This is a genomic window from Bradyrhizobium sp. CCBAU 11434 (assembly GCF_028128895.1).
Taxonomy (GTDB): domain Bacteria; phylum Pseudomonadota; class Alphaproteobacteria; order Rhizobiales; family Xanthobacteraceae; genus Bradyrhizobium; species Bradyrhizobium zhengyangense.
Genome location: NZ_LBJX01000095.1, coordinates 148,652 through 165,787 on the forward strand (window position 1 = coordinate 148,652; position 17,136 = coordinate 165,787).

Genomic DNA, 17,136 nt, shown 5'->3' on the forward strand with positions numbered 1-17,136 from the left:
CTGCTCCTGGTGGACGGGATCATCAGGCACGATCGAAGGCGCCGGCATCATGTCGGCAAAATCGCGCTGGCTCAGTGCAATCACGGCCGCGGGCAATTGCTCCTCGGAGAATTGCCCCCCGCAACGCCTCGCTGAGCTCCATGCCGAGTTGCTGGAGGAACGCGGCAGCCATCGGGTCGGTCGCCAACGGCCTCCCCTCGCTGATCCAGGGTTCCGTTTGCGGCGCGAGGCCCCGGCTCATGCCGCGCGCAGAAACAGCCTCGGGATCGACACGCAGCACCGCATCGTACCGATACCGGGTCAGCTCATAGCTCGATCCGCGCTTGAGCTGGATTTCGGCAGCCGAAATCTGCGGAATGGATTCGGAGATCGCTCTAAAATACTGGGGGTCGATAACCAGCTCGCGCTCCTGGGCAATCGACAGCAGGATCTTGCGCTCGAGCGACGCAGGCGTGGCGCCCGCCGACGCTTTTGTGGATTGAACCTCACGGTGGAAGACCGGCAAGAGCTCGAGGTTGCGAACGTCGCCGACGAAAATATGACCGCCGGGAGCCACCAGCTTGACGGCCTCTTCCAGCACCGTGTGCAGATATTCGATGCCGGGGAAGTACTGCACGACCGAGTTGATCACCACCGCGTCGAACGATTGCGGCGACAAGCCGCCGAGATCCGTGGCCTCCCGCTCGAGAAATTCGACATGCCGAAGCTCGGCCTTCGACTGCGCAAAGGCGCGCAATCGGTGAACCGCCACTGGCGAGAGATCGGTCCCGCAATAGACCTCACACCCGGGCGCGAGCCTTTCGACGAGCAATCCAACCCCGCACCCGACCTCCAATATCCGTCTCGCACCGAGAGCCCGAATGCGCTCGATCGTGCAATCCAGCCAATCGATCATTTCGGCTTCGGGAATGGGCTTATTGGTGAAGTTGCTGGTCCAGCCCACGAATGACGGCGCGACACTGTCAGGGCTGTGGCGATACACTTGGTCGAAAGCCCGACGCCATTGCGTCACTCTGCGATCCGTCTCGGCCTGAAGGCGCTTCGCCTTGCCGGCGCTCAGACGATCGGGATGAATGGCCGCGAAAGCGACCTTGAACTGGCGGCCATCGTGGCTCTCCTCGACGCTCATGACGGCGTCCGCCACGTCCGGGTGCGCCGCCAGTGCCCGCTCAATCTCGTTCATTGGGAGCGCACGCAACGGGACCTCCTCTTGCAGTCGACAGGCAAGGCGCGCCCGAGCACGTTGAGAGCGCATCGCGCCGTCCACGACATGGGACCGCCCCACATGCGCAATCCGGAACGTTGCTGAAATGCCGTCAGAAACCTCTCGAAACTCTAGAATGCAGGCGGTTAAGCAACCTTAAATACGGTGCTGGGATCCACCCCGGCCCTGCTGCTCCCGGTAACCGGTACGGGCGCTCCGGGCCAGAACGAGGCTGAAAGCACGGCGCCCGGCCGTCCCAAAAGCAAGGACCCCCGCAGCCTGCGCCACGGGGGTCCTGGTTCGACGCGATATCGTGCCTCAGTGCGCCAGGATCGCCAGGAGCAGCAAAGCCACGATGTTGGTGATCTTGATCATCGGGTTCACCGCGGGGCCGGCCGTGTCCTTGTAGGGATCGCCGACGGTGTCGCCGGTCACCGCGGACTTGTGGGCATCACTGCCCTTGCCGCCGTAGTGGCCATCTTCGATGTACTTCTTGGCGTTGTCCCAGGCGCCGCCGCCCGAGGTCATCGAGATCGCGACGAACAGGCCGGTGACGATGACGCCGAGCAGCATGGCGCCGACCGCCGAGAACGCCGCCGACTTGCCGGCCGGGCCGCCGCCCGCGATCGCGTAGATCACGAAGTAGACGAAGATCGGCGACAGCACCGGAAGCAGTGACGGGATGATCATTTCCTTGATCGCCGCCTTGGTCAGCAGGTCGACCGCCTTGCCGTAATCAGGCTTGTCGGTGCCCTGCATGATGCCCGGCTTCTCCCGGAACTGCCGACGCACCTCTTCCACGATCGCGCTGGCCGCACGGCCCACGGCCGTCATGCCCATCGCGCCGAACAGATATGGCAGCAGGCCGCCGAACAGCAGGCCCACCACCACGTAAGGATTGTTCAGCGAGAAGTCCGGATTGACGCCCTTGAAGTAGAGGTGGTTCGCGGAGTCAGCGATGAAGAACTTGAGGTCCTGGTTGTAGGCCGCGAACAGCACCAGCGCGCCGAGACCGGCGGAGCCGATCGCGTAACCCTTGGTCACCGCCTTGGTGGTGTTGCCGACCGCGTCGAGCGCGTCGGTCGACTTGCGCACCTCTTTTGGCAGGCCCGCCATCTCGGCGATGCCGCCGGCGTTGTCGGTCACCGGACCGAACGCGTCGAGCGCGACGATCATGCCGGCCAGCGCCAGCATGGTAGCGGTCGCGATCGCGATGCCAAACAGGCCGGCAAGGCTGTAAGTGACGAGGATGCCGGCGATGATGACAATCGCGGGCAGCGCCGTCGCCTCCATCGAGATCGCCAGACCCTGGATCACGTTGGTGCCGTGGCCGGTCACCGACGCCGCCGCAATCGACTTCACCGGGCGATAGTCGGTGCCGGTGTAGTATTCGGTGATCCAGATGATCAACGCGGTGACGACCAGGCCGACCACGCCGCACTCGAACAGCGCCATGCCGGTATAATCGACGCCTTCGAGCTTGCCGAAGCCGATCAGGTAGTAGATCACCACGGCAATGCCGATCAGCGAGAGGACGCCGGTTGCGATCAGGCCCTTGTAGAGCGCGCCCATGATCGACTGGCTCGGCCCGAGCTTCACGAAGAACGTGCCGATGATCGACGTGATGATGCAGATGCCGCCGATGGCGAGCGGCAGGGTCATCATGTTGGCGAGGATCGGCGTCTTGGCGAAGAAGATCGCCGCGAGCACCATGGTGGCGACGGCGGTCACCGCATAGGTCTCGAACAGGTCGGCCGCCATGCCGGCGCAGTCGCCGACGTTGTCACCGACATTGTCGGCGATGGTGGCGGGGTTGCGCGGATCATCCTCGGGGATGCCGGCCTCGACCTTGCCGACGAGGTCGCCGCCGACATCAGCACCCTTGGTGAAGATGCCGCCGCCGAGACGGGCGAAGATCGAGATCAGCGAGGCGCCGAAGCCGAGCGCCACCATGGCGTCGACCACCGTGCGGCTATCGGGCGCAAGCTTCAGCGAGTGAACCAGGAAGCCAAAATAGAGGGTCACGCCGAGCAGCGCGAGACCCGCCACCAGCATGCCGGTGATGGCGCCTGCCTTGAAGGCGAGCTCGAGGCCGCCGGCGAGCGACGTCGTGGCGGCCTGGGCGGTGCGCACATTGGCGCGAACCGAGACGTTCATGCCGATGAAGCCGGCCGCCCCCGACAGGATGGCGCCGATGGCAAAACCGATCGCGACATAAAGGCCGAGGAAATAGACGAGCAGCACGAAGATGACGATGCCGACGATGCCGATCGTGGTGTACTGGCGCCGGAGATAGGCCTGTGCGCCTTCACGCACCGCTCCCGCGATCTCCTGCATGCGCGGCGACCCCGCATCTGCACTCAACACCGAAGACGTCGCCCAAATCGCGTAGACGACGGAAAGCACTCCGCAGAGCACTATCAACCATAATGCTGTCATTTGATTTTTGCCTCAGATCCTTGATGTACGACCCCCGGCGCCTTTTGTTGTCCGTCGTGCGGTGCGGCGCCTTGATTTTGAACAAAGCCGCCCGCAGGCGGCTTTAGTCAGCCACAAGCTTGCCAAAATCAAATTGAGGGTGCAACGCCGTAGAGGTGCGAAAAAGCCGATCTCGGCAAGTATTTAGACCTAATCCCGAGCGCCGGGCCGGCAGCTCCCGCAGCCGGCCGCCACGCTTGGCAGGACTTGGCGTAAGCGGGCTTGGCGTCAGCGGGCTTGGCGTCAGCGGGCTTGGCCTAAGCGGCCGCCCTCACGGGATGCCGGGATGAAGACGCCAATTCCAACGTCTGCCCGTCAGCCGTTGTGCGTCGGTTGAAGATTTTGAGCTCGTAGACGCCGCCACCGACGCCCGGCTCCAGCGTCACCGAGATGACCTGGTCGAGCGAGAGGACGCCGAGCGGCACATCCTGATCGGGCAGGATCAGCGTCGCCTGCTCGCCAACGAACACAATCACAAGATGGCCTTTCGCCATGTTGCTCTTCGCCAGCACGCGCAACTGGCTGTGGTAAGGCTGCCGCGTCCAGGCCGATGGCAGGTCGGGATCAACCACGACCTGGATGTTGTTGGTCTTTGGATGCACCGTCAGCACCATCTTCGCCTGATCGGGCTTCCAATGCATGGGCAGTGCCGGCGTGGTTTTCCAGAGGCAGTCGAACGCCGCGCATTCGCTTGGCCTGACATCGTGGATCGCGCAGCCCAAGGTGGGCTCACAATGTGAGCACCACGTGCCGGCGGGCTTGCCGAAAGCGACCACATTGTAGACCTTGCAGCAGAGCGTGCAGCTTCCGCACGCGCGCTCCTGAGCGACCGGTGCCTCGCCCGACCCCGAAATGACCGCCGTCATCCGAACATATCCATCAGCTGCCCACCTCCTGGCGCTGATACATCGAGAGGCTTTCGCGGGGATTGTGAGAGGCTGGTCTTAGGCCGCCGACCTCACGGGATAGCGGGACGTGGATCCGACTTCGACCGTTTGACCGTCCGGCATGGTCCGCGTGGTCGAGACCTTGACCTCATAGACGCCCCCGTTCGGACCGGGCTCCAGGCGAACCACAATGGCCTGTTCCGGTGTCAGAGGGCCCAGCGGCACGTCCTGGTCCGGCAGCACGAGGGTCGCCTGGTCATTGACGAAGACCACGACGTAAATGCCTTTCGGCATGTTCTGCTTGGCCCACTGCCGCAGATGATCGTGATAGGGCTGCCGGCTCCAAGCCGACGGCAGGCCCGGGTCGACCTGGATCTGGATGTTCCGGGTGATCGGGTGAATGGAGGCCACCATCTTCGCCTGGTCGGGCTTCCACTGCGCCGGCATCGCCGCGTCGGTTCGCCAAAGGCAGTTAAACTCCGCGCATTGGGTCGGCAGATTGTCGTGGATCTTGCAGCCACGGCCGGGCTTGCACTGCCCGCACCATTTGCCGGCGGCCTTCCCGAGTTCGACAATGTCGTAGACCTTGCAGCACAGCGAGCAGCTTCCGCATTCCCTGCCGGGAACAATCTGCAGTGTGCCCGCAGTTGAAGCTGCCGTCATCCGAATCAAGCCCGTCCGTTGCGATTGCCGATATTACCCTGATATCGCGAAAAGCGGAGAGCCTGCGCTCGCCTCCCGGCGAACCACTGATATATCCGGGTCTAGAAATGGCTGTAGGACAAGCGCCGCAGCGTGACCTCGCGGCCCTGCGCGTCGATCCATTGCGGCGCTCCCTGGCCGGAAATGATTGTACCGATCATCGTGACCTGAACCCCGGCCTGCCCGGCGTCTCGCGAGAAGCCTGCGCTGCGTCCTTCCGGAACCGCGCACAGGATCTCATAATCGTCGCCGCCCGACACCAGTGTCTCGAGCCCGACGGCGGAGACCGCGATGGCGGCGGCCGGTGACGCCGGGACCTGGTGCGCATCGATCATTGCGCTGACGCCAGAGGCGGCGCAGAGCTTGGCGAGATCGCCTGCCAGGCCATCCGACACGTCCATTGCCGCGCTCGCATGCTCTCGCACGATGTGCGCCAATGCGCTGCGTGGCTGCGGAACGCGATAGCGGCCGATCAGATAGTCTCGAGCAGCCGGGTCGGTCACCGCGGACGCGGCCGCACCACCCGTCAGCACATCCAGGCCCAGCGCGGCATCGCCGATCGTCCCCGTCACAAAGACAAGGTCGCCCGGTCTTGCGCCGGTGCGGCCAACCATCCGCCCTTTCGGTACCCGGCCGAAGGCGGTGATCGAGATCATTTGCGGTCCCGGCGTCGACACCGTGTCGCCGCCGAGCAGCGGACACGCAAAGGTCTTGGCGTCCTCGCCGAGTGCATCGGCGAACGGTCTCAGCCAGGCATCCTCCTTGCTGCGCAGCGCCAGCGTCAGCACGAAGCCGGCAGGTGAAGCGCCCTTGGCGGCGAGATCAGAGAGGTTCACCCGCAGCGCCTTGCGCGCGACGGTGTCGGGGGGATCGGTGGCAAGATAATGCACGCCCTCGACCACGGCGTCGGTGGTGACGACGATGTCGTCGCCGGAAGAGGAGAGGATCGCGGCGTCGTCGACCAGCCCGAGTGCACCGGGATCGGTCGCCAGCGGCTTGAAATAGCGCGCGATGAGGGAGTCTTCGGCGGAAGGATTGTGCAGAGGGGTCATCGATGTCAGTCCCAACCTCCGGCGTCACCTACCCCCGCCCGAACTCGTCACCGCGAAACTGGCGGCCGATCTGGTCGAGCACGGCGTTGACCATGCCGGTCTCCTCGCGGTCGACGAAGGCATTGGCGACATCGACATATTCGGACACGACGACGCGGCCCGGCACGTCCTTGCGATGCTGCAGCTCATAGGCCCCAGCCCGCAACACCGCGCGCAGGATCGCCTCGATCCGCTTCAAGGGCCAGCCCTTCGACAGCGCCTCGTCGATGAGGGGATCGAGCGTCTTCTGGTCGCGCACGACGCCGGAGACGACGTCGCGGAAGAACGCGGCTTCCGCCGGCAGATAGGTGTCGCCCTCGACCTCGTTGCCGAGCCAATGGCTCTCGAACTCGGCGAAGATGTCGTTGATGCCGGCACCGGCGATATCCATCTGGTACAGCGCCTGCACGGCTGCGAGCCGCGCCGCCCCGCGACGGTTCGCTTTCTTCTCCGGAGGCGCAGCCGGTTTCCTGATGTCAGCCATGGCTCAGGCCCGCGCCAGGCGGCGCTTGATGCGCAGCATCGCAAGTGCCGCGCGCGCGGCATCGCCGCCCTTATTGAGCTCGCTGGCGCGCGCCCGCGCCCAGGCTTGTTCCTCATTGTTGACGGTGAGGATGCCGTTGCCGAGGGGCAGTTTTCGCGCAACCGCAAGGTCCATCAGCGCACGCGAGGATTCCTGCGAGACGATCTCGAAATGAATGGTATCGCCGCGGATCACGCAGCCGAGCGCGATCACCGCATCATAAGGCTTGCCGTTCGCCGCAGCTGCGTCGACGGCGATCGCAACCGCGGCTGGGATCTCCAGCGCGCCCGGAACCGTGATGACGTCATGGGTCAGGCCGGCCGCCTTCAGTTCAGTGACCGCGCCGTCCAGAAGCGCATCCTGGAGATCGTCATAGAACCGCGCCTCGACCACCAGCGCACGCGCGCCGGAAATGTCGGTCTGGTCCTTCAGGGGTGCGCGTCGCGCGTCAGCCATCGTCTAAATCCGTTTTACTGGGTCGGCGCGTTATGTAGTCGCCGCAGGTGTGTAAGCCAAGTTAGAAACTGTCATTCCGGGGCGGCTCGAAGAGCCGAACCCGGAATGACGCCTTCGCCGGTCACTTCATTTCCGTCAGCCGCGCCGCGTAGCGGGCCATCAGATCGACCTCGATATTGACTTCCGTGCCCGCCTTCCAGCCGCCGATCGTCGTGACTTCGAGCGTATGCGGGATGATCAGCACCGAAAAGGTCACGTCCTTCACTGTATTGACTGTGAGCGAGACGCCGTCGAGCGTGATCGAGCCCTTGGTGGCGATGAACCGAGCCAGCTCCCGCGTCGTGGAGAGCTCGAACCGCGCCATGTCGGGCAGGTCCTCACGGCTGACGATGGTCGCAATGCCGTCGGCATGGCCGGCGACGATGTGGCCACCGAGCTCGTCACCGATCTTGAGCGCACGCTCGAGATTGAGCTTGGTGCCGAGCTTCCAGCGTTTGGCCGTCGTCAGCGCCAGCGTCTCGGCGGCGGCATCGACGTCATACCAGGTTTTGCCGTTCGCGACGCCGGAAGCAACCACAGTCAGGCACACGCCATTGCTGGCGATCGAGGCGCCATCGGCGATGGTGGTCTGGTCGTAGCCGCAAGCGATGCGCAAACGGTGCAATTGCCCCTGCGCCACGGGCTTGAAGCTGACGATTTCGCCGATATCTGTGACAATGCCGGTGAACATGTTAGGCGCGCTCGTAGACGGTGAGAGTATCGTGGCCGAATGTCTCGCTAGCATGAACCTTGTAGGCCTGCGACTGCGTGATTTTCGACAGGGGCAATGCATCGAGCGCATCGACGCCTTCGGGACCCACCTCTTCCGCTCCGCGGAACAGCCAGATTTCGTCGACGAGGTCGGCCGACACGAAGGAGGCCGCAACGCGGCTGCCGCCCTCGACCATCAGCCGCGTGATGCCCTTGTCGGCGAGACCATGGAGCACGGCCGGAAGGTCGAGCCCGACTGCACCATTCGGCGGCATGCGCATGATTTGCGCACCGGCCGCGCCTAGGCGCGTCGCCGCGGCGGCTTCCGCTAGCTCGGAAGCCATCACCCAGAGCGGCGTCTCGCGCGCAGAACGAACAAGCTGGCTGGACGCCGGAATTCGCAAGTTCTGGTCGAGGACAATGCGCAACGGCGAACGCGCTTCCATGCCCGGCAGGCGGCAGTTGAGCTGCGGATCATCCGCCAGCACCGTGCCGATGCCGACCAGGATGGCATCGCTCGAGGCGCGCAACAGATGCACGCGGTCGCGGACGGCTTCGCCCGTGATCGCCAGCGGCTTGCCGTCTTCAGCGCCGATTTTGCCGTCGGGCGAGACCGCGAGCTTCAGGATCACATGCGGACGCTTGTCCCTGATGCGGCGGAAATGGCCAGCATGGTCAAACGCCGCCTCCGCCGCGCACAGGCCGACATCCACGGCGATGCCGGCAGCGCGCAGGCGCGCGTGGCCCTGCCCCGCCACCTCAGGATTGGGATCCTCGATCGCCGCCACCACGCGTGTGATGCCCGCCGCGATCACCGCATCGGCACACGGCGGCGACTTGCCGAAATGCGAGCAAGGTTCGAGCGTGACATAGAGCGTGGCGCCGCGCGCCGCCTCGCCTGCACGCCGGAGTGCCTCGGGCTCCGCATGCGGCCGCCCACCGGGCTGCGTCCAGCCGCGGCCGACGATGACGCCGTCCTTGACGATGACCGCACCGACGGCCGGATTGGGCCAAACGCGGCCCTGCCCGCGCCGGCCGAGCGCCAGCGCCAGCTGCATGAAGCGGCGATCGGCGTCCTTGGATTCGCGGATCCTCGCGGCGAACTGATCTTCCATGATGCGGAAGATCATTTGCGGATCGCGGCGAGCCGCGCTTCCTCCTCACCGGAGAGCTCGCCGAGCACGTCGGCGAAATCCTTGGCCTCGCGGAAATTGCGATAGACGGAGGCGAAGCGCACATAGGCGACGTCGTCGAGCGTGCGCAGATGCTCCATCACGGTCTCGCCGATCACCTCGGACGAGATCTCGGCTTCGCCCCCGGTCTCAAGCTCGCGCACGATGGTGGAGACCATCTTCTCCACCCTTTCAGGCTCGACAGGCCGCTTGCGCAAGGAGATCGATACCGAACGCATCAGCTTGTCGCGGTCGAACGGCACGCGACGGCCGTTGCGCTTGATCACCGTGAGCTCGCGCAGCTGCACGCGCTCGAACGTGGTGAAGCGGAAATTGCAGGCGATGCATACGCGCCGCCTGCGGATGACGGAAGAATCCTCGGTCGGACGCGAGTCCTTTACCTGCGTATCGAGACTGTTGCAGTTCGGGCAGCGCATCCGTTGGACCCAGCCTTACTGATAGATCGGAAACCGATCGGTGAGCGCCTTGACCCGTTCCTTGATCGCGGCCTCGACCAGTGGCGCCTTGCCGTCGTCGGCCTGCGCGATCGCGTTGAGGACCTCGGCGATCATGCCGCCGACCTGCTGGAATTCGGCGACGCCGAAGCCGCGGGTCGTCGCCGCGGGCGTGCCGAGACGCAGGCCCGAAGTGACGAACGGCTTTTCGGGGTCGAACGGAATGCCGTTCTTGTTGCAGGTGATGGCGGCGCGAACCAGCGCCTTCTCCGAGACGTTGCCCTTCAGACCCTTCGGCCGGAGGTCAACAAGCATCAGATGGTTATCGGTGCCGCCGGAGACAATGTCGAAGCCGTGGCTCTTCATCGCCTCGGCCAGCGCCTTGGCGTTCTCGACGACGTTCTTCGCATAGACCTTGAAGTCCGGACGCAGCGCTTCGCCAAAGGCGACCGCCTTCGCCGCGATCACATGCATCAAGGGGCCGCCCTGCAGGCCCGGGAAGATCGCCGAGTTGAGCTTCTTGGCAAGCACCTCGTCATTGCTGAGGATCAGGCCGCCACGCGGACCGCGCAGCGACTTATGCGTCGTGGTCGTGGTGACGTGAGCATGCGGCACGGGCGAGGCATGCACGCCGCCGGCGACGAGACCGGCGAAGTGCGCCATGTCCACGAGCAGGTAAGCGCCGACCGAATCCGCGATCTCGCGGAAGCGCTTGAAGTCCCAGGCGCGCGAATAGGCCGAGCCGCCGGCCACGATCAATTTCGGCTTGACCTCTTCGGCCTGCTTCTGGACCGCGTCCATGTCGATGATCTGGTCCTCGCGGCGCACGGTGTAGTGCGAGGCCTTGAACCACTTGCCGCTCATGTTGACGGGCGAGCCGTGGGTGAGATGGCCGCCGGCCGCGAGGTCGAGACCCATGAAGGTGTCGCCGGGCTGCAGCAGCGCCAAAAACACCGCCTGGTTCATCTGGCTGCCGGAGTTCGGCTGCACGTTGGCGAAGCCAGCACCGAACAGCTTCTTGGCGCGATCGATCGCGAGGTTCTCGGCGACGTCGACCCACTCGCAACCGCCGTAATAGCGCGCGCCCGGATAACCCTCTGCGTACTTGTTGGTCATCACCGAGCCCTGCGCTTCCAGCACGGCCCGGCTGACGATGTTCTCGGAGGCGATCAGCTCGACTTCATGACGCTGCCGGCCGAGCTCGCCCTTGATGGCGGCGGCGATTTCCGGGTCGGCCTGCTCGAGCGAGGCGGTGAAAAACGAATCGGGCGCATTGGCGGTCTTGGCAAGGGTCATCGTGCGAATATCTCCACCGCCGCAGCCCTTTTTGCGGGCTACGGGGTCTTGGTGTGGCGATCGGAAGCGGCGAGCGCGATCTACCACATCACCCGCCCCCGGCCAAGCATTTGCGGGTCGGGCTCGGGAATTATGCCAGATATGGTGGAGTGCTAGGACTTCGAGTCCCGCAAGCTTACGGGACTGCCCGGCGCAAAGGGGCTGATTGGCCGGTTGATCCGCCCAATCCCAAACGAAAGCGGCCGGTGCCCATCAGGGCGCGAACTGGGCCGGGCTTGCCGCCCTTCAGGCCGCTTGGTCTACAGCCCGGTATACCCCGCCTTCACTGGGTCCACGCTGCCGTCGAGCTGGCGCAGATAGGTCAAGCCGCAGACCGTCAACCTGTGGGTGTCCTTCTCGCCGGCTTCCATCAGGGTATTCAGGTAGTTTGTCACCTTAATCCGCGCCTCCTCGCTCGCCGCCGCGGTCCGGTTGGCGAGCAGGTCATAGGTCTGCATGATGCGGTCGATGGCAGCTTCCATGGCACCCTCTGGTTCATCGATGTTCTGGGAGTCTTGATCAGGCAACCGCGCGGGCCTCGGCCTGCGCCTCGAACCGAGCGATCGCCTTGTTGGCGAGCCTGATCTTGTTGAGTTCGCCGTGCTGGAGCAGCCTGACGATGATTTCGAGCAGACATTCGTTGGTGACGAGCGTGTCGGGGATCGCACCGGAGCGGCGGAGGTAATTCGCGGCGATGGCGTAGGCATCGCTCACGAGTTCGACGTTCATTGCCTGAAACCCGCGCTCGACCAGCATTGTATCCTCCGATCCCGGGAGACAACTGCGACGCGAGGACCTGGTTCCACCCTACTGGCCGATTTTTTCGCAACTGCGAGAAGACGTCAAAACGCGCCGGTCCGGGCGGAGCCGGCCGACGCGCTTGGGGAAGTTCAGGCACGTTGGGAGGCTTGCCGGTCTTGTTGCGGGCCGGCTTGGCCTTGATCCCTTGGAATATCAGAGACGATACAGGATCTGGTCGGTCCAGAATCGCTCGAGGCGGTGCAGCGACTTGTTGAGGGTCGAGAACTCCTCGCCGGAGATGCCGCCGACCTGTTCAACGGTCTTGACGTGCTTCTGGTAGAGCGAGTCGACGATGCGGCGAACTTCCTGGCCCTGCGGCGTCAGGCGGATGCGCACCGAACGGCGATCGACGCGCGAGCGCTGATGATCGAGGAAGCCGAGCTCGACGAGCTTCTTCAGATTGTAGGAGACGTTGGAGCCGAGATAGTAACCGCGCGTGCGCAGCTCGCCCGCGGTCAGCTCCTTGTCGCCGATGTTATAGAGCAGAAGCGCCTGCACGGAATTGATGTCGGCGCGGCCACGACGATCGAACTCGTCCTTGATCACGTCGAGGAGCCGGCGATGCAGCCGCTCCACCAGAGTCAAAGCTTCCAGATAGAGCGACTGCACCGAACCCTGCGGGCCCGAAACGCGCTCTGCGGTATCTGCCGCAGTTGCGACGGCTTTCATCATGACACTTCCCCTGTTGTCGTTTTTATCGACACTTATTCGACGCAACTTGTGTTCCGTCTGATAGGTCCAACTTAAGGGGGCCGTTTGAAGATCGGCTTAAATAAGAGAATAAAGAGATCATGAATTTAAGACAGTGAATTGCTGATTAAGCCTGTGCCACAAGCATTTTTCGCAACCGTCTGTTGACCGTGGCAAGGTCCTGTTCACTCTCCGTCCGCGCCTTCTGTCACATTCCAGAACAGCCCCGCCCTGTTTCGAAACGCACGCGTAACAGCTGTGGCGGATCGGGCTGGGTTAGCGAAAAGTTACGGCGAATTTTACGCAACCAACGGTCAACCAAGCGCAACATTCTCGTGTCCCGGACAAGCGCCGCGAAGCGAAGCGCAGAGCCGGGACACAGAAAGCCACAAACGAGATCGTCGAGTAATAGGCCCCAGCTCGGCAACGCACCACCATAGCGCGTCGAAGACGCGCGTGAACGCGCTTATGGTGTTGCGCTGCGTCCAGGGCACGAGCGTAATTTTGGCGGTGACGACGTCGCCTACGGCGGCCGTTCGCGCGCGGCCATCCAGGCGAGCGCGAGATAGGCGGCGAGCATGAAGGCCTCGACGCCGACGACGATCAGGCTGCCGCCGTAGATGCCCGGGAACATCAACTCGATCACCGCCATCGAGACCACGGTCGTCAGCCACACCACCGCGCCCCAGGGCGTGGCGAGCCAGAGGCCGACGGCGGCGACGAGCTCGATCACGGCGAAGTAGATGGTCGAAGCCTGCCAGGCCATCGACTGGTTCTCGAACGCCTCGTCCTCACCGCCGACGAAGCCGGTCACCTGCGCCCAGTGATAGAGTCCCTTGAGGATCGACAGCAGCGCCATCACCCGCAGGAACAGCACGAGCCGCCGCGTCCAGACATTGTCGTCGGACTCAGGCCGCTCCGACGAGATCGCAGCGACCGACATCGCGCTGTCTCGGGCGCTGTCCCTGACGGCATCCCTGGCATTGTCGCGGGCCGCATCGCGGGTGGAGAGTTCGGACATGGCCCCCTTCTGGCTGTTTCGCCCCGCAAAATCAATCGGCTGCCATCACCTTGCGGGAGGTCAAGCCGCGGTGACGGGAACCATGCGAACTGGTATAAGAATAATTCCAGCCGGAGGAAGAGTAATGGCGATCAAATACGGACGTCCGATCGAACTGCGCGAGGTCGCGCGCGGGACGGGTGCCGCGGTGCCCCATGCCCTCGATCTGACCGTCCGCCCGCGCCGTAACCGCAAGGCCGAATGGGCCCGGCGCATGGTGCGTGAGAATGTGCTCACGACCGACGATCTGATCTGGCCACTGTTCCTGATCGACGGCAACAACAAGCGCGAGCCCATCGCCTCGATGCCCGGCGTCGATCGCCTCAGCGTCGATCAGGCCGTGCGCGAAGCCGAGCGCGCGATGAAGCTCACCATTCCCTGCATCGCGCTGTTTCCCTACACCGACCCGTCCCTGCGCGACGAGCAAGGCTCGGAAGCGACCAATCCGAACAATCTGGTCTGCCAGACGGTGCGCGCGATCAAGAGAGAGTTTCCTGACATCGGAATCCTCTGCGACGTCGCGCTCGACCCCTTCACCAGCCACGGCCATGATGGCCTGATCTCCGACGGCAAGATCCTGAATGACGAGACGGTCGCGGTGCTGGTGCGTCAGGCGCTGGTGCAGGCCGAAGCCGGCTGCGACATCATCGCGCCGTCCGACATGATGGACGGCCGCGTCGCCGCGATCCGCGAAGGGCTCGACCGCTCCGGCCTGCTCGACGTGCAGATCATGGCCTATGCGGCAAAGTACGCCTCCGCTTTCTACGGCCCCTTCCGCGACGCCATCGGCTCGGCCAAGACGTTGACCGGCGACAAGCGCACCTACCAGATGGACAGCGCCAATACCGACGAGGCGCTGCGCGAGGTCGAACTCGACATCGCGGAAGGTGCGGACATGGTGATGGTGAAGCCCGGCATGCCCTATCTCGACGTGGTCCGCCGCGTGAAGGACACCTTTGCGATGCCGACCTTCGCCTACCAGGTCTCGGGCGAATACGCGATGATCGCCGCCGCCGCGAACAACGGCTGGCTCGATGGCGACCGCGCCATGATGGAGAGCCTGCTCGCCTTCAAGCGCGCCGGCGCCGACGGCGTGCTCAGCTATTTTGCGCCGAAGGCGGCAGAGAAGCTGCGCAGCCAAGGATGAGGCGCCGTAGGGTGGCTAAGCGCAAGCGTGCCCACCAATCCCAGCCAACGAGCGCTGAGCGCTTCCAGGCGCGGCACTGCGCCCTTCCACCAATCAATCCGTCGCTTGCGCCGCAGGCCGAGGCCCACACAGCGGACGTAGCGCGTCGCGTTGCTCGCGCGACAGCACGGTGATCGGATAGATCGGCTCGCGCGGCTCCCGCTGGAAGAATGGATGCGGCCATGTCTTCCCGCGCACTTTCCACACAAGCACCTTGCCGATCGCGCGCAGGAGAAGAGAGATATTGAGTCCCGTTGAGCCCGCCGGCGGCTCGCCGACCGCGTACTTGCCGAGAATGGCGCCGATCGGCGGGCCCGCGACATCGTCAACGGCCGGCGCGCCACCCGCGAACGCCTGCGCGATGATGCCCACAAAAGGAATGGCCGGCGAGACCGTGTTGCCGACCGGCGTGTTGCAGCAGCTTGCATACCACCGGTAGAGGCCTTTCGGGCTCAGTCGCACCCCCGCGATCCGGTCCTGTCCTTGCACAAAGGCGAGTGTCGACGGCGCGACCTGGACAATGTCGCTGCCGCCGTTCGCATTCAAAAGGTCGGCGCGGCCGAGCTGATGTGCAAAAGCCTGGCAGTCATCGCAGTAGCAGACCACACGATTGACCGTCCGTGGCGACACGCCCGAGATCGCGGCGCGGACGCTGCCGCAGCGGCAGCGCAATTCGACCTGACCACCCATGAAAATCGTCCTGTCCTGGGCCGGAAGTGTGCCCTCGCCCCTGCAGCATGATGCAATTCAAGGACCGCGCAAGCATCGGCGGCCGTCGAATCGCCGGAATATTTTGCTGGATCGACCGGCTGACAGCCTTGGCGTGTGGCCGGATGGTTCCCATGTGCTGCCGGGTGAGAGGTCCGAAAGCGGAAGGGAAGCTCATGTCCTACTCGGGTTCGCCAAATGACAGCGGCGTCTGGCGCAATGACGGCGGCGCGCAGTCGCACGCCTACGATCCCTATCTGCATCCGGAACTGTTCCGCGGCGTCGCGACGCGGCGGGCATTTGCGTTCCTGATCGACATGGTCGTGATCTCCGTACCCGTCATCCTCGGTTATATCTTCATCGCCGTGTTCGGCGTGGTGACGCTCGGCATCGGCTGGGCGCTGTTCTGGCTCGCCTGGCCGGCCTCCGTGATCTGGGCGATCGTCTATTACGGCGCCTGCATCGGTGGCCCCTCCTCGGCGACAGTCGGGATGCGGATCATGGACCTGGAGTTGCGCACCTGGTACGGCGCGCCCGGCTACTTTGTCCTTGGCGCCACCCATGCCGTGCTGTTCTGGGTCTCGGTCTCGTTCCTCTCGCCTTTCGTGGTTCTTGTCGGCCTCTTCAACGGCCGCCGGCGCCTGCTGCACGATTTCGTGCTGGGAACGGTCGTGATCAACAATTCCGTCCGCGCGCCCGTGTCCCAGACCGCAAGGACCTGGTGAGAATCTGAAGGTCAAGAACCTACTAACCCGGATCCGCTAGACTGACTGATCTGACCAGCCAAGCAGACCGATTGACCGGGAGCTTTCGTAGCGCGATGCTGATACCCACTTCGGAGGCCCACGACGTCCCTTGACCCAGCACTCGCGCGACACCCCACAATTTTACCTCACGGCGCCGTCCCCCTGCCCGTATCTGCCGGGCCGGCATGAGCGCAAGGTGTTCACGCACCTCGTGGGGGAACGCGCCGGTGACCTCAACGATCTCCTGACCCATGGCGGGTTCCGCCGCAGCCAGTCGATCGCGTACCGGCCGGCCTGCGACCAATGCCGGGCCTGCGTCTCGGTCCGGGTCGTCGCCAACGAATTCCGCCCGTCCCGCAATTTCCGCAAGGTGATGGCGCGCAATGCCGACATCATCGGCGAGCAGCGCAGCGCGGTGCCGACCTCTGAGCAATATTCGGTATTCCGCGCCTATCTCGACGCCCGCCATCGCCATGGCGGCATGGCCGACATGACCGTGCTCGACTACGCCATGATGGTCGAGGACAGCCATGTCGAAACCCGCATCATCGAGTACCGCAGGCGCGGCCCCGACAGCGGCCTCACCGGTCGCGGCGAGGAGCTGATCGCGGTCGCCCTGACCGACGTGCTCAGCGACGGCCTGTCGATGGTCTATTCTTTCTTCGAGCCGGGCCAGGTCTCCCGCTCGATGGGCACCTTCATGATCCTCGACCACATCGCTCGCGCGCGCCGCCAAGGCCTGCCCTACGTCTATCTCGGCTATTGGATCGAGGGCTCCAAGAAGATGGACTACAAGGCCCGCTTCCTGCCGCAGCAGCGCCTCGCTCCCTCAGGCTGGCTGCGCATCGACGCTCAGGGCGATGCGACGTCCGAGCCGCAGGATTAAACACGC

19 protein-coding genes are annotated in these 17,136 nt (G+C 64.4%); 3 read left to right on the forward strand and 16 right to left on the reverse strand.

The genetic code is table 11. From position 1 onward, the window contains the following. Nucleotides 1–22 precede the first annotated feature (22 nt). From XI06_RS26330 to XI06_RS26400, 15 genes are all read right to left on the reverse strand, one after another. Nucleotides 23–1,267 carry a class I SAM-dependent methyltransferase gene (locus XI06_RS26330; RefSeq protein ID WP_271606887.1) on the reverse strand — a complete coding sequence of 415 codons (1,245 nt, stop codon included), beginning with the start codon at nucleotides 1,265–1,267 and terminating at the stop codon, nucleotides 23–25. Nucleotides 1,268–1,522: 255 nt separating this feature from the next. Continuing rightward, nucleotides 1,523–3,643 carry a sodium-translocating pyrophosphatase gene (locus tag XI06_RS26335; RefSeq protein WP_237861747.1) on the reverse strand — a complete coding sequence of 707 codons (2,121 nt, stop codon included), beginning with the start codon at nucleotides 3,641–3,643 and terminating at the stop codon, nucleotides 1,523–1,525. A 296-nt stretch (nucleotides 3,644–3,939) separates the two neighbouring features. After that, nucleotides 3,940–4,548 (reverse strand): hypothetical protein, encoded by a 609-nt coding sequence (locus XI06_RS26340; protein WP_271606888.1) that lies wholly within the window; start codon nucleotides 4,546–4,548, stop codon nucleotides 3,940–3,942. 78 nt (nucleotides 4,549–4,626) lie between these two features. Then, nucleotides 4,627–5,232: a hypothetical protein gene (locus XI06_RS26345; RefSeq protein WP_237873920.1), complete on the reverse strand. Its 606-nt coding sequence runs from the start codon at nucleotides 5,230–5,232 to the stop codon at nucleotides 4,627–4,629. A gap of 101 nt (nucleotides 5,233–5,333) precedes the next feature. Continuing rightward, complete coding sequence (gene thiL, locus XI06_RS26350; RefSeq protein WP_271606889.1) at nucleotides 5,334–6,323, reverse strand: thiamine-phosphate kinase; 990 nt, start codon at nucleotides 6,321–6,323, stop codon at nucleotides 5,334–5,336. Between the two features lie 28 nt (nucleotides 6,324–6,351). Continuing rightward, nucleotides 6,352–6,846: a transcription antitermination factor NusB gene (gene nusB / locus XI06_RS26355; RefSeq protein WP_271606890.1), complete on the reverse strand. Its 495-nt coding sequence runs from the start codon at nucleotides 6,844–6,846 to the stop codon at nucleotides 6,352–6,354. A gap of 3 nt (nucleotides 6,847–6,849) precedes the next feature. Continuing rightward, nucleotides 6,850–7,341, reverse strand: coding sequence for a 6,7-dimethyl-8-ribityllumazine synthase (ribH, locus tag XI06_RS26360; protein WP_237861737.1), 492 nt, complete (start codon nucleotides 7,339–7,341; stop codon nucleotides 6,850–6,852). A 121-nt stretch (nucleotides 7,342–7,462) separates the two neighbouring features. Beyond that, nucleotides 7,463–8,071: a riboflavin synthase gene (locus XI06_RS26365; RefSeq protein ID WP_237873926.1), complete on the reverse strand. Its 609-nt coding sequence runs from the start codon at nucleotides 8,069–8,071 to the stop codon at nucleotides 7,463–7,465. A 1-nt stretch (nucleotide 8,072) separates the two neighbouring features. Then, on the reverse strand, nucleotides 8,073–9,221 hold the full coding sequence (gene ribD, locus XI06_RS26370) for a bifunctional diaminohydroxyphosphoribosylaminopyrimidine deaminase/5-amino-6-(5-phosphoribosylamino)uracil reductase RibD (RefSeq protein ID WP_271606891.1): 1,149 nt from the start codon (nucleotides 9,219–9,221) through the stop codon (nucleotides 8,073–8,075). Further along, complete coding sequence (nrdR, locus tag XI06_RS26375) at nucleotides 9,218–9,700, reverse strand: transcriptional regulator NrdR (protein WP_057756398.1); 483 nt, start codon at nucleotides 9,698–9,700, stop codon at nucleotides 9,218–9,220. The genes ribD and nrdR overlap by 4 nt, the downstream gene beginning before the upstream one ends. Nucleotides 9,701–9,715: 15 nt before the next feature. Then, complete coding sequence (gene glyA / locus XI06_RS26380) at nucleotides 9,716–11,014, reverse strand: serine hydroxymethyltransferase (RefSeq protein ID WP_237873929.1); 1,299 nt, start codon at nucleotides 11,012–11,014, stop codon at nucleotides 9,716–9,718. A 299-nt stretch (nucleotides 11,015–11,313) separates the two neighbouring features. After that, nucleotides 11,314–11,535 (reverse strand): hypothetical protein, encoded by a 222-nt coding sequence (locus XI06_RS26385; RefSeq protein ID WP_220008799.1) that lies wholly within the window; start codon nucleotides 11,533–11,535, stop codon nucleotides 11,314–11,316. A 37-nt stretch (nucleotides 11,536–11,572) separates the two neighbouring features. Then, entirely contained in the window at nucleotides 11,573–11,809 is a 237-nt protein-coding gene (locus XI06_RS26390; protein ID WP_237873930.1) for a hypothetical protein, read from the reverse strand. Nucleotides 11,810–12,007: 198 nt separating this feature from the next. Continuing rightward, nucleotides 12,008–12,526, reverse strand: a complete 519-nt coding sequence (gene ldtR, locus XI06_RS26395; RefSeq protein WP_027529973.1) for a transcriptional regulator LdtR — start codon at nucleotides 12,524–12,526, stop codon at nucleotides 12,008–12,010. A 541-nt stretch (nucleotides 12,527–13,067) separates the two neighbouring features. Continuing rightward, nucleotides 13,068–13,565, reverse strand: coding sequence for a DUF6163 family protein (locus XI06_RS26400; RefSeq protein ID WP_237861727.1), 498 nt, complete (start codon nucleotides 13,563–13,565; stop codon nucleotides 13,068–13,070). 124 nt (nucleotides 13,566–13,689) lie between these two features. On the opposite strand from XI06_RS26400, the gene hemB reads away from it, so the two are divergent. After that, entirely contained in the window at nucleotides 13,690–14,751 is a 1,062-nt protein-coding gene (gene hemB / locus XI06_RS26405) for a porphobilinogen synthase (protein ID WP_271606892.1), read from the forward strand. A 93-nt stretch (nucleotides 14,752–14,844) separates the two neighbouring features. Here the strand turns inward: hemB and XI06_RS26410 are convergent, their stop codons facing one another. Next, the gene (locus XI06_RS26410) at nucleotides 14,845–15,480 is read right to left on the reverse strand and encodes a DUF6151 family protein (protein WP_237873931.1); all 636 of its coding nucleotides are present in this window, start codon (nucleotides 15,478–15,480) and stop codon (nucleotides 14,845–14,847) included. A gap of 194 nt (nucleotides 15,481–15,674) precedes the next feature. Here XI06_RS26410 and XI06_RS26415 point away from each other — a divergent pair, with 194 nt between their 5' ends. Beyond that, nucleotides 15,675–16,223, forward strand: coding sequence for an RDD family protein (locus XI06_RS26415; RefSeq protein ID WP_237873932.1), 549 nt, complete (start codon nucleotides 15,675–15,677; stop codon nucleotides 16,221–16,223). Nucleotides 16,224–16,353: 130 nt separating this feature from the next. Beyond that, nucleotides 16,354–17,130: an arginyltransferase gene (locus tag XI06_RS26420; RefSeq protein ID WP_271606893.1), complete on the forward strand. Its 777-nt coding sequence runs from the start codon at nucleotides 16,354–16,356 to the stop codon at nucleotides 17,128–17,130. The last annotated feature ends 6 nt before the right edge of the window (nucleotides 17,131–17,136 follow it).

Excerpts from the sequence above, each read along its gene's own strand:
- XI06_RS26335 (WP_237861747.1), bottom strand. The coding sequence starts at position 3,643 with ATGACAGCATTATGGTTGATAGTGCTCTGCGGAGTGCTTTCCGTCGTC.
- XI06_RS26340 (WP_271606888.1), bottom strand. The coding sequence starts at position 4,548 with ATGACGGCGGTCATTTCGGGGTCGGGCGAGGCACCGGTCGCTCAGGAG.
- XI06_RS26345 (WP_237873920.1), bottom strand. The coding sequence starts at position 5,232 with ATGACGGCAGCTTCAACTGCGGGCACACTGCAGATTGTTCCCGGCAGG.
- thiL (WP_271606889.1), bottom strand. The coding sequence starts at position 6,323 with ATGACCCCTCTGCACAATCCTTCCGCCGAAGACTCCCTCATCGCGCGC.
- nusB (WP_271606890.1), bottom strand. The coding sequence starts at position 6,846 with ATGGCTGACATCAGGAAACCGGCTGCGCCTCCGGAGAAGAAAGCGAAC.
- ribH (WP_237861737.1), bottom strand. The coding sequence starts at position 7,341 with ATGGCTGACGCGCGACGCGCACCCCTGAAGGACCAGACCGACATTTCC.
- XI06_RS26365 (WP_237873926.1), bottom strand. The coding sequence starts at position 8,071 with ATGTTCACCGGCATTGTCACAGATATCGGCGAAATCGTCAGCTTCAAG.
- ribD (WP_271606891.1), bottom strand. The coding sequence starts at position 9,221 with ATGATCTTCCGCATCATGGAAGATCAGTTCGCCGCGAGGATCCGCGAA.
- nrdR (WP_057756398.1), bottom strand. The coding sequence starts at position 9,700 with ATGCGCTGCCCGAACTGCAACAGTCTCGATACGCAGGTAAAGGACTCG.
- glyA (WP_237873929.1), bottom strand. The coding sequence starts at position 11,014 with ATGACCCTTGCCAAGACCGCCAATGCGCCCGATTCGTTTTTCACCGCC.
- XI06_RS26385 (WP_220008799.1), bottom strand. The coding sequence starts at position 11,535 with ATGGAAGCTGCCATCGACCGCATCATGCAGACCTATGACCTGCTCGCC.
- XI06_RS26390 (WP_237873930.1), bottom strand. The coding sequence starts at position 11,809 with ATGCTGGTCGAGCGCGGGTTTCAGGCAATGAACGTCGAACTCGTGAGC.
- ldtR (WP_027529973.1), bottom strand. The coding sequence starts at position 12,526 with ATGATGAAAGCCGTCGCAACTGCGGCAGATACCGCAGAGCGCGTTTCG.
- XI06_RS26400 (WP_237861727.1), bottom strand. The coding sequence starts at position 13,565 with ATGTCCGAACTCTCCACCCGCGATGCGGCCCGCGACAATGCCAGGGAT.
- hemB (WP_271606892.1), top strand. The coding sequence starts at position 13,690 with ATGGCGATCAAATACGGACGTCCGATCGAACTGCGCGAGGTCGCGCGC.
- XI06_RS26410 (WP_237873931.1), bottom strand. The coding sequence starts at position 15,480 with ATGGGTGGTCAGGTCGAATTGCGCTGCCGCTGCGGCAGCGTCCGCGCC.
- XI06_RS26415 (WP_237873932.1), top strand. The coding sequence starts at position 15,675 with ATGTCCTACTCGGGTTCGCCAAATGACAGCGGCGTCTGGCGCAATGAC.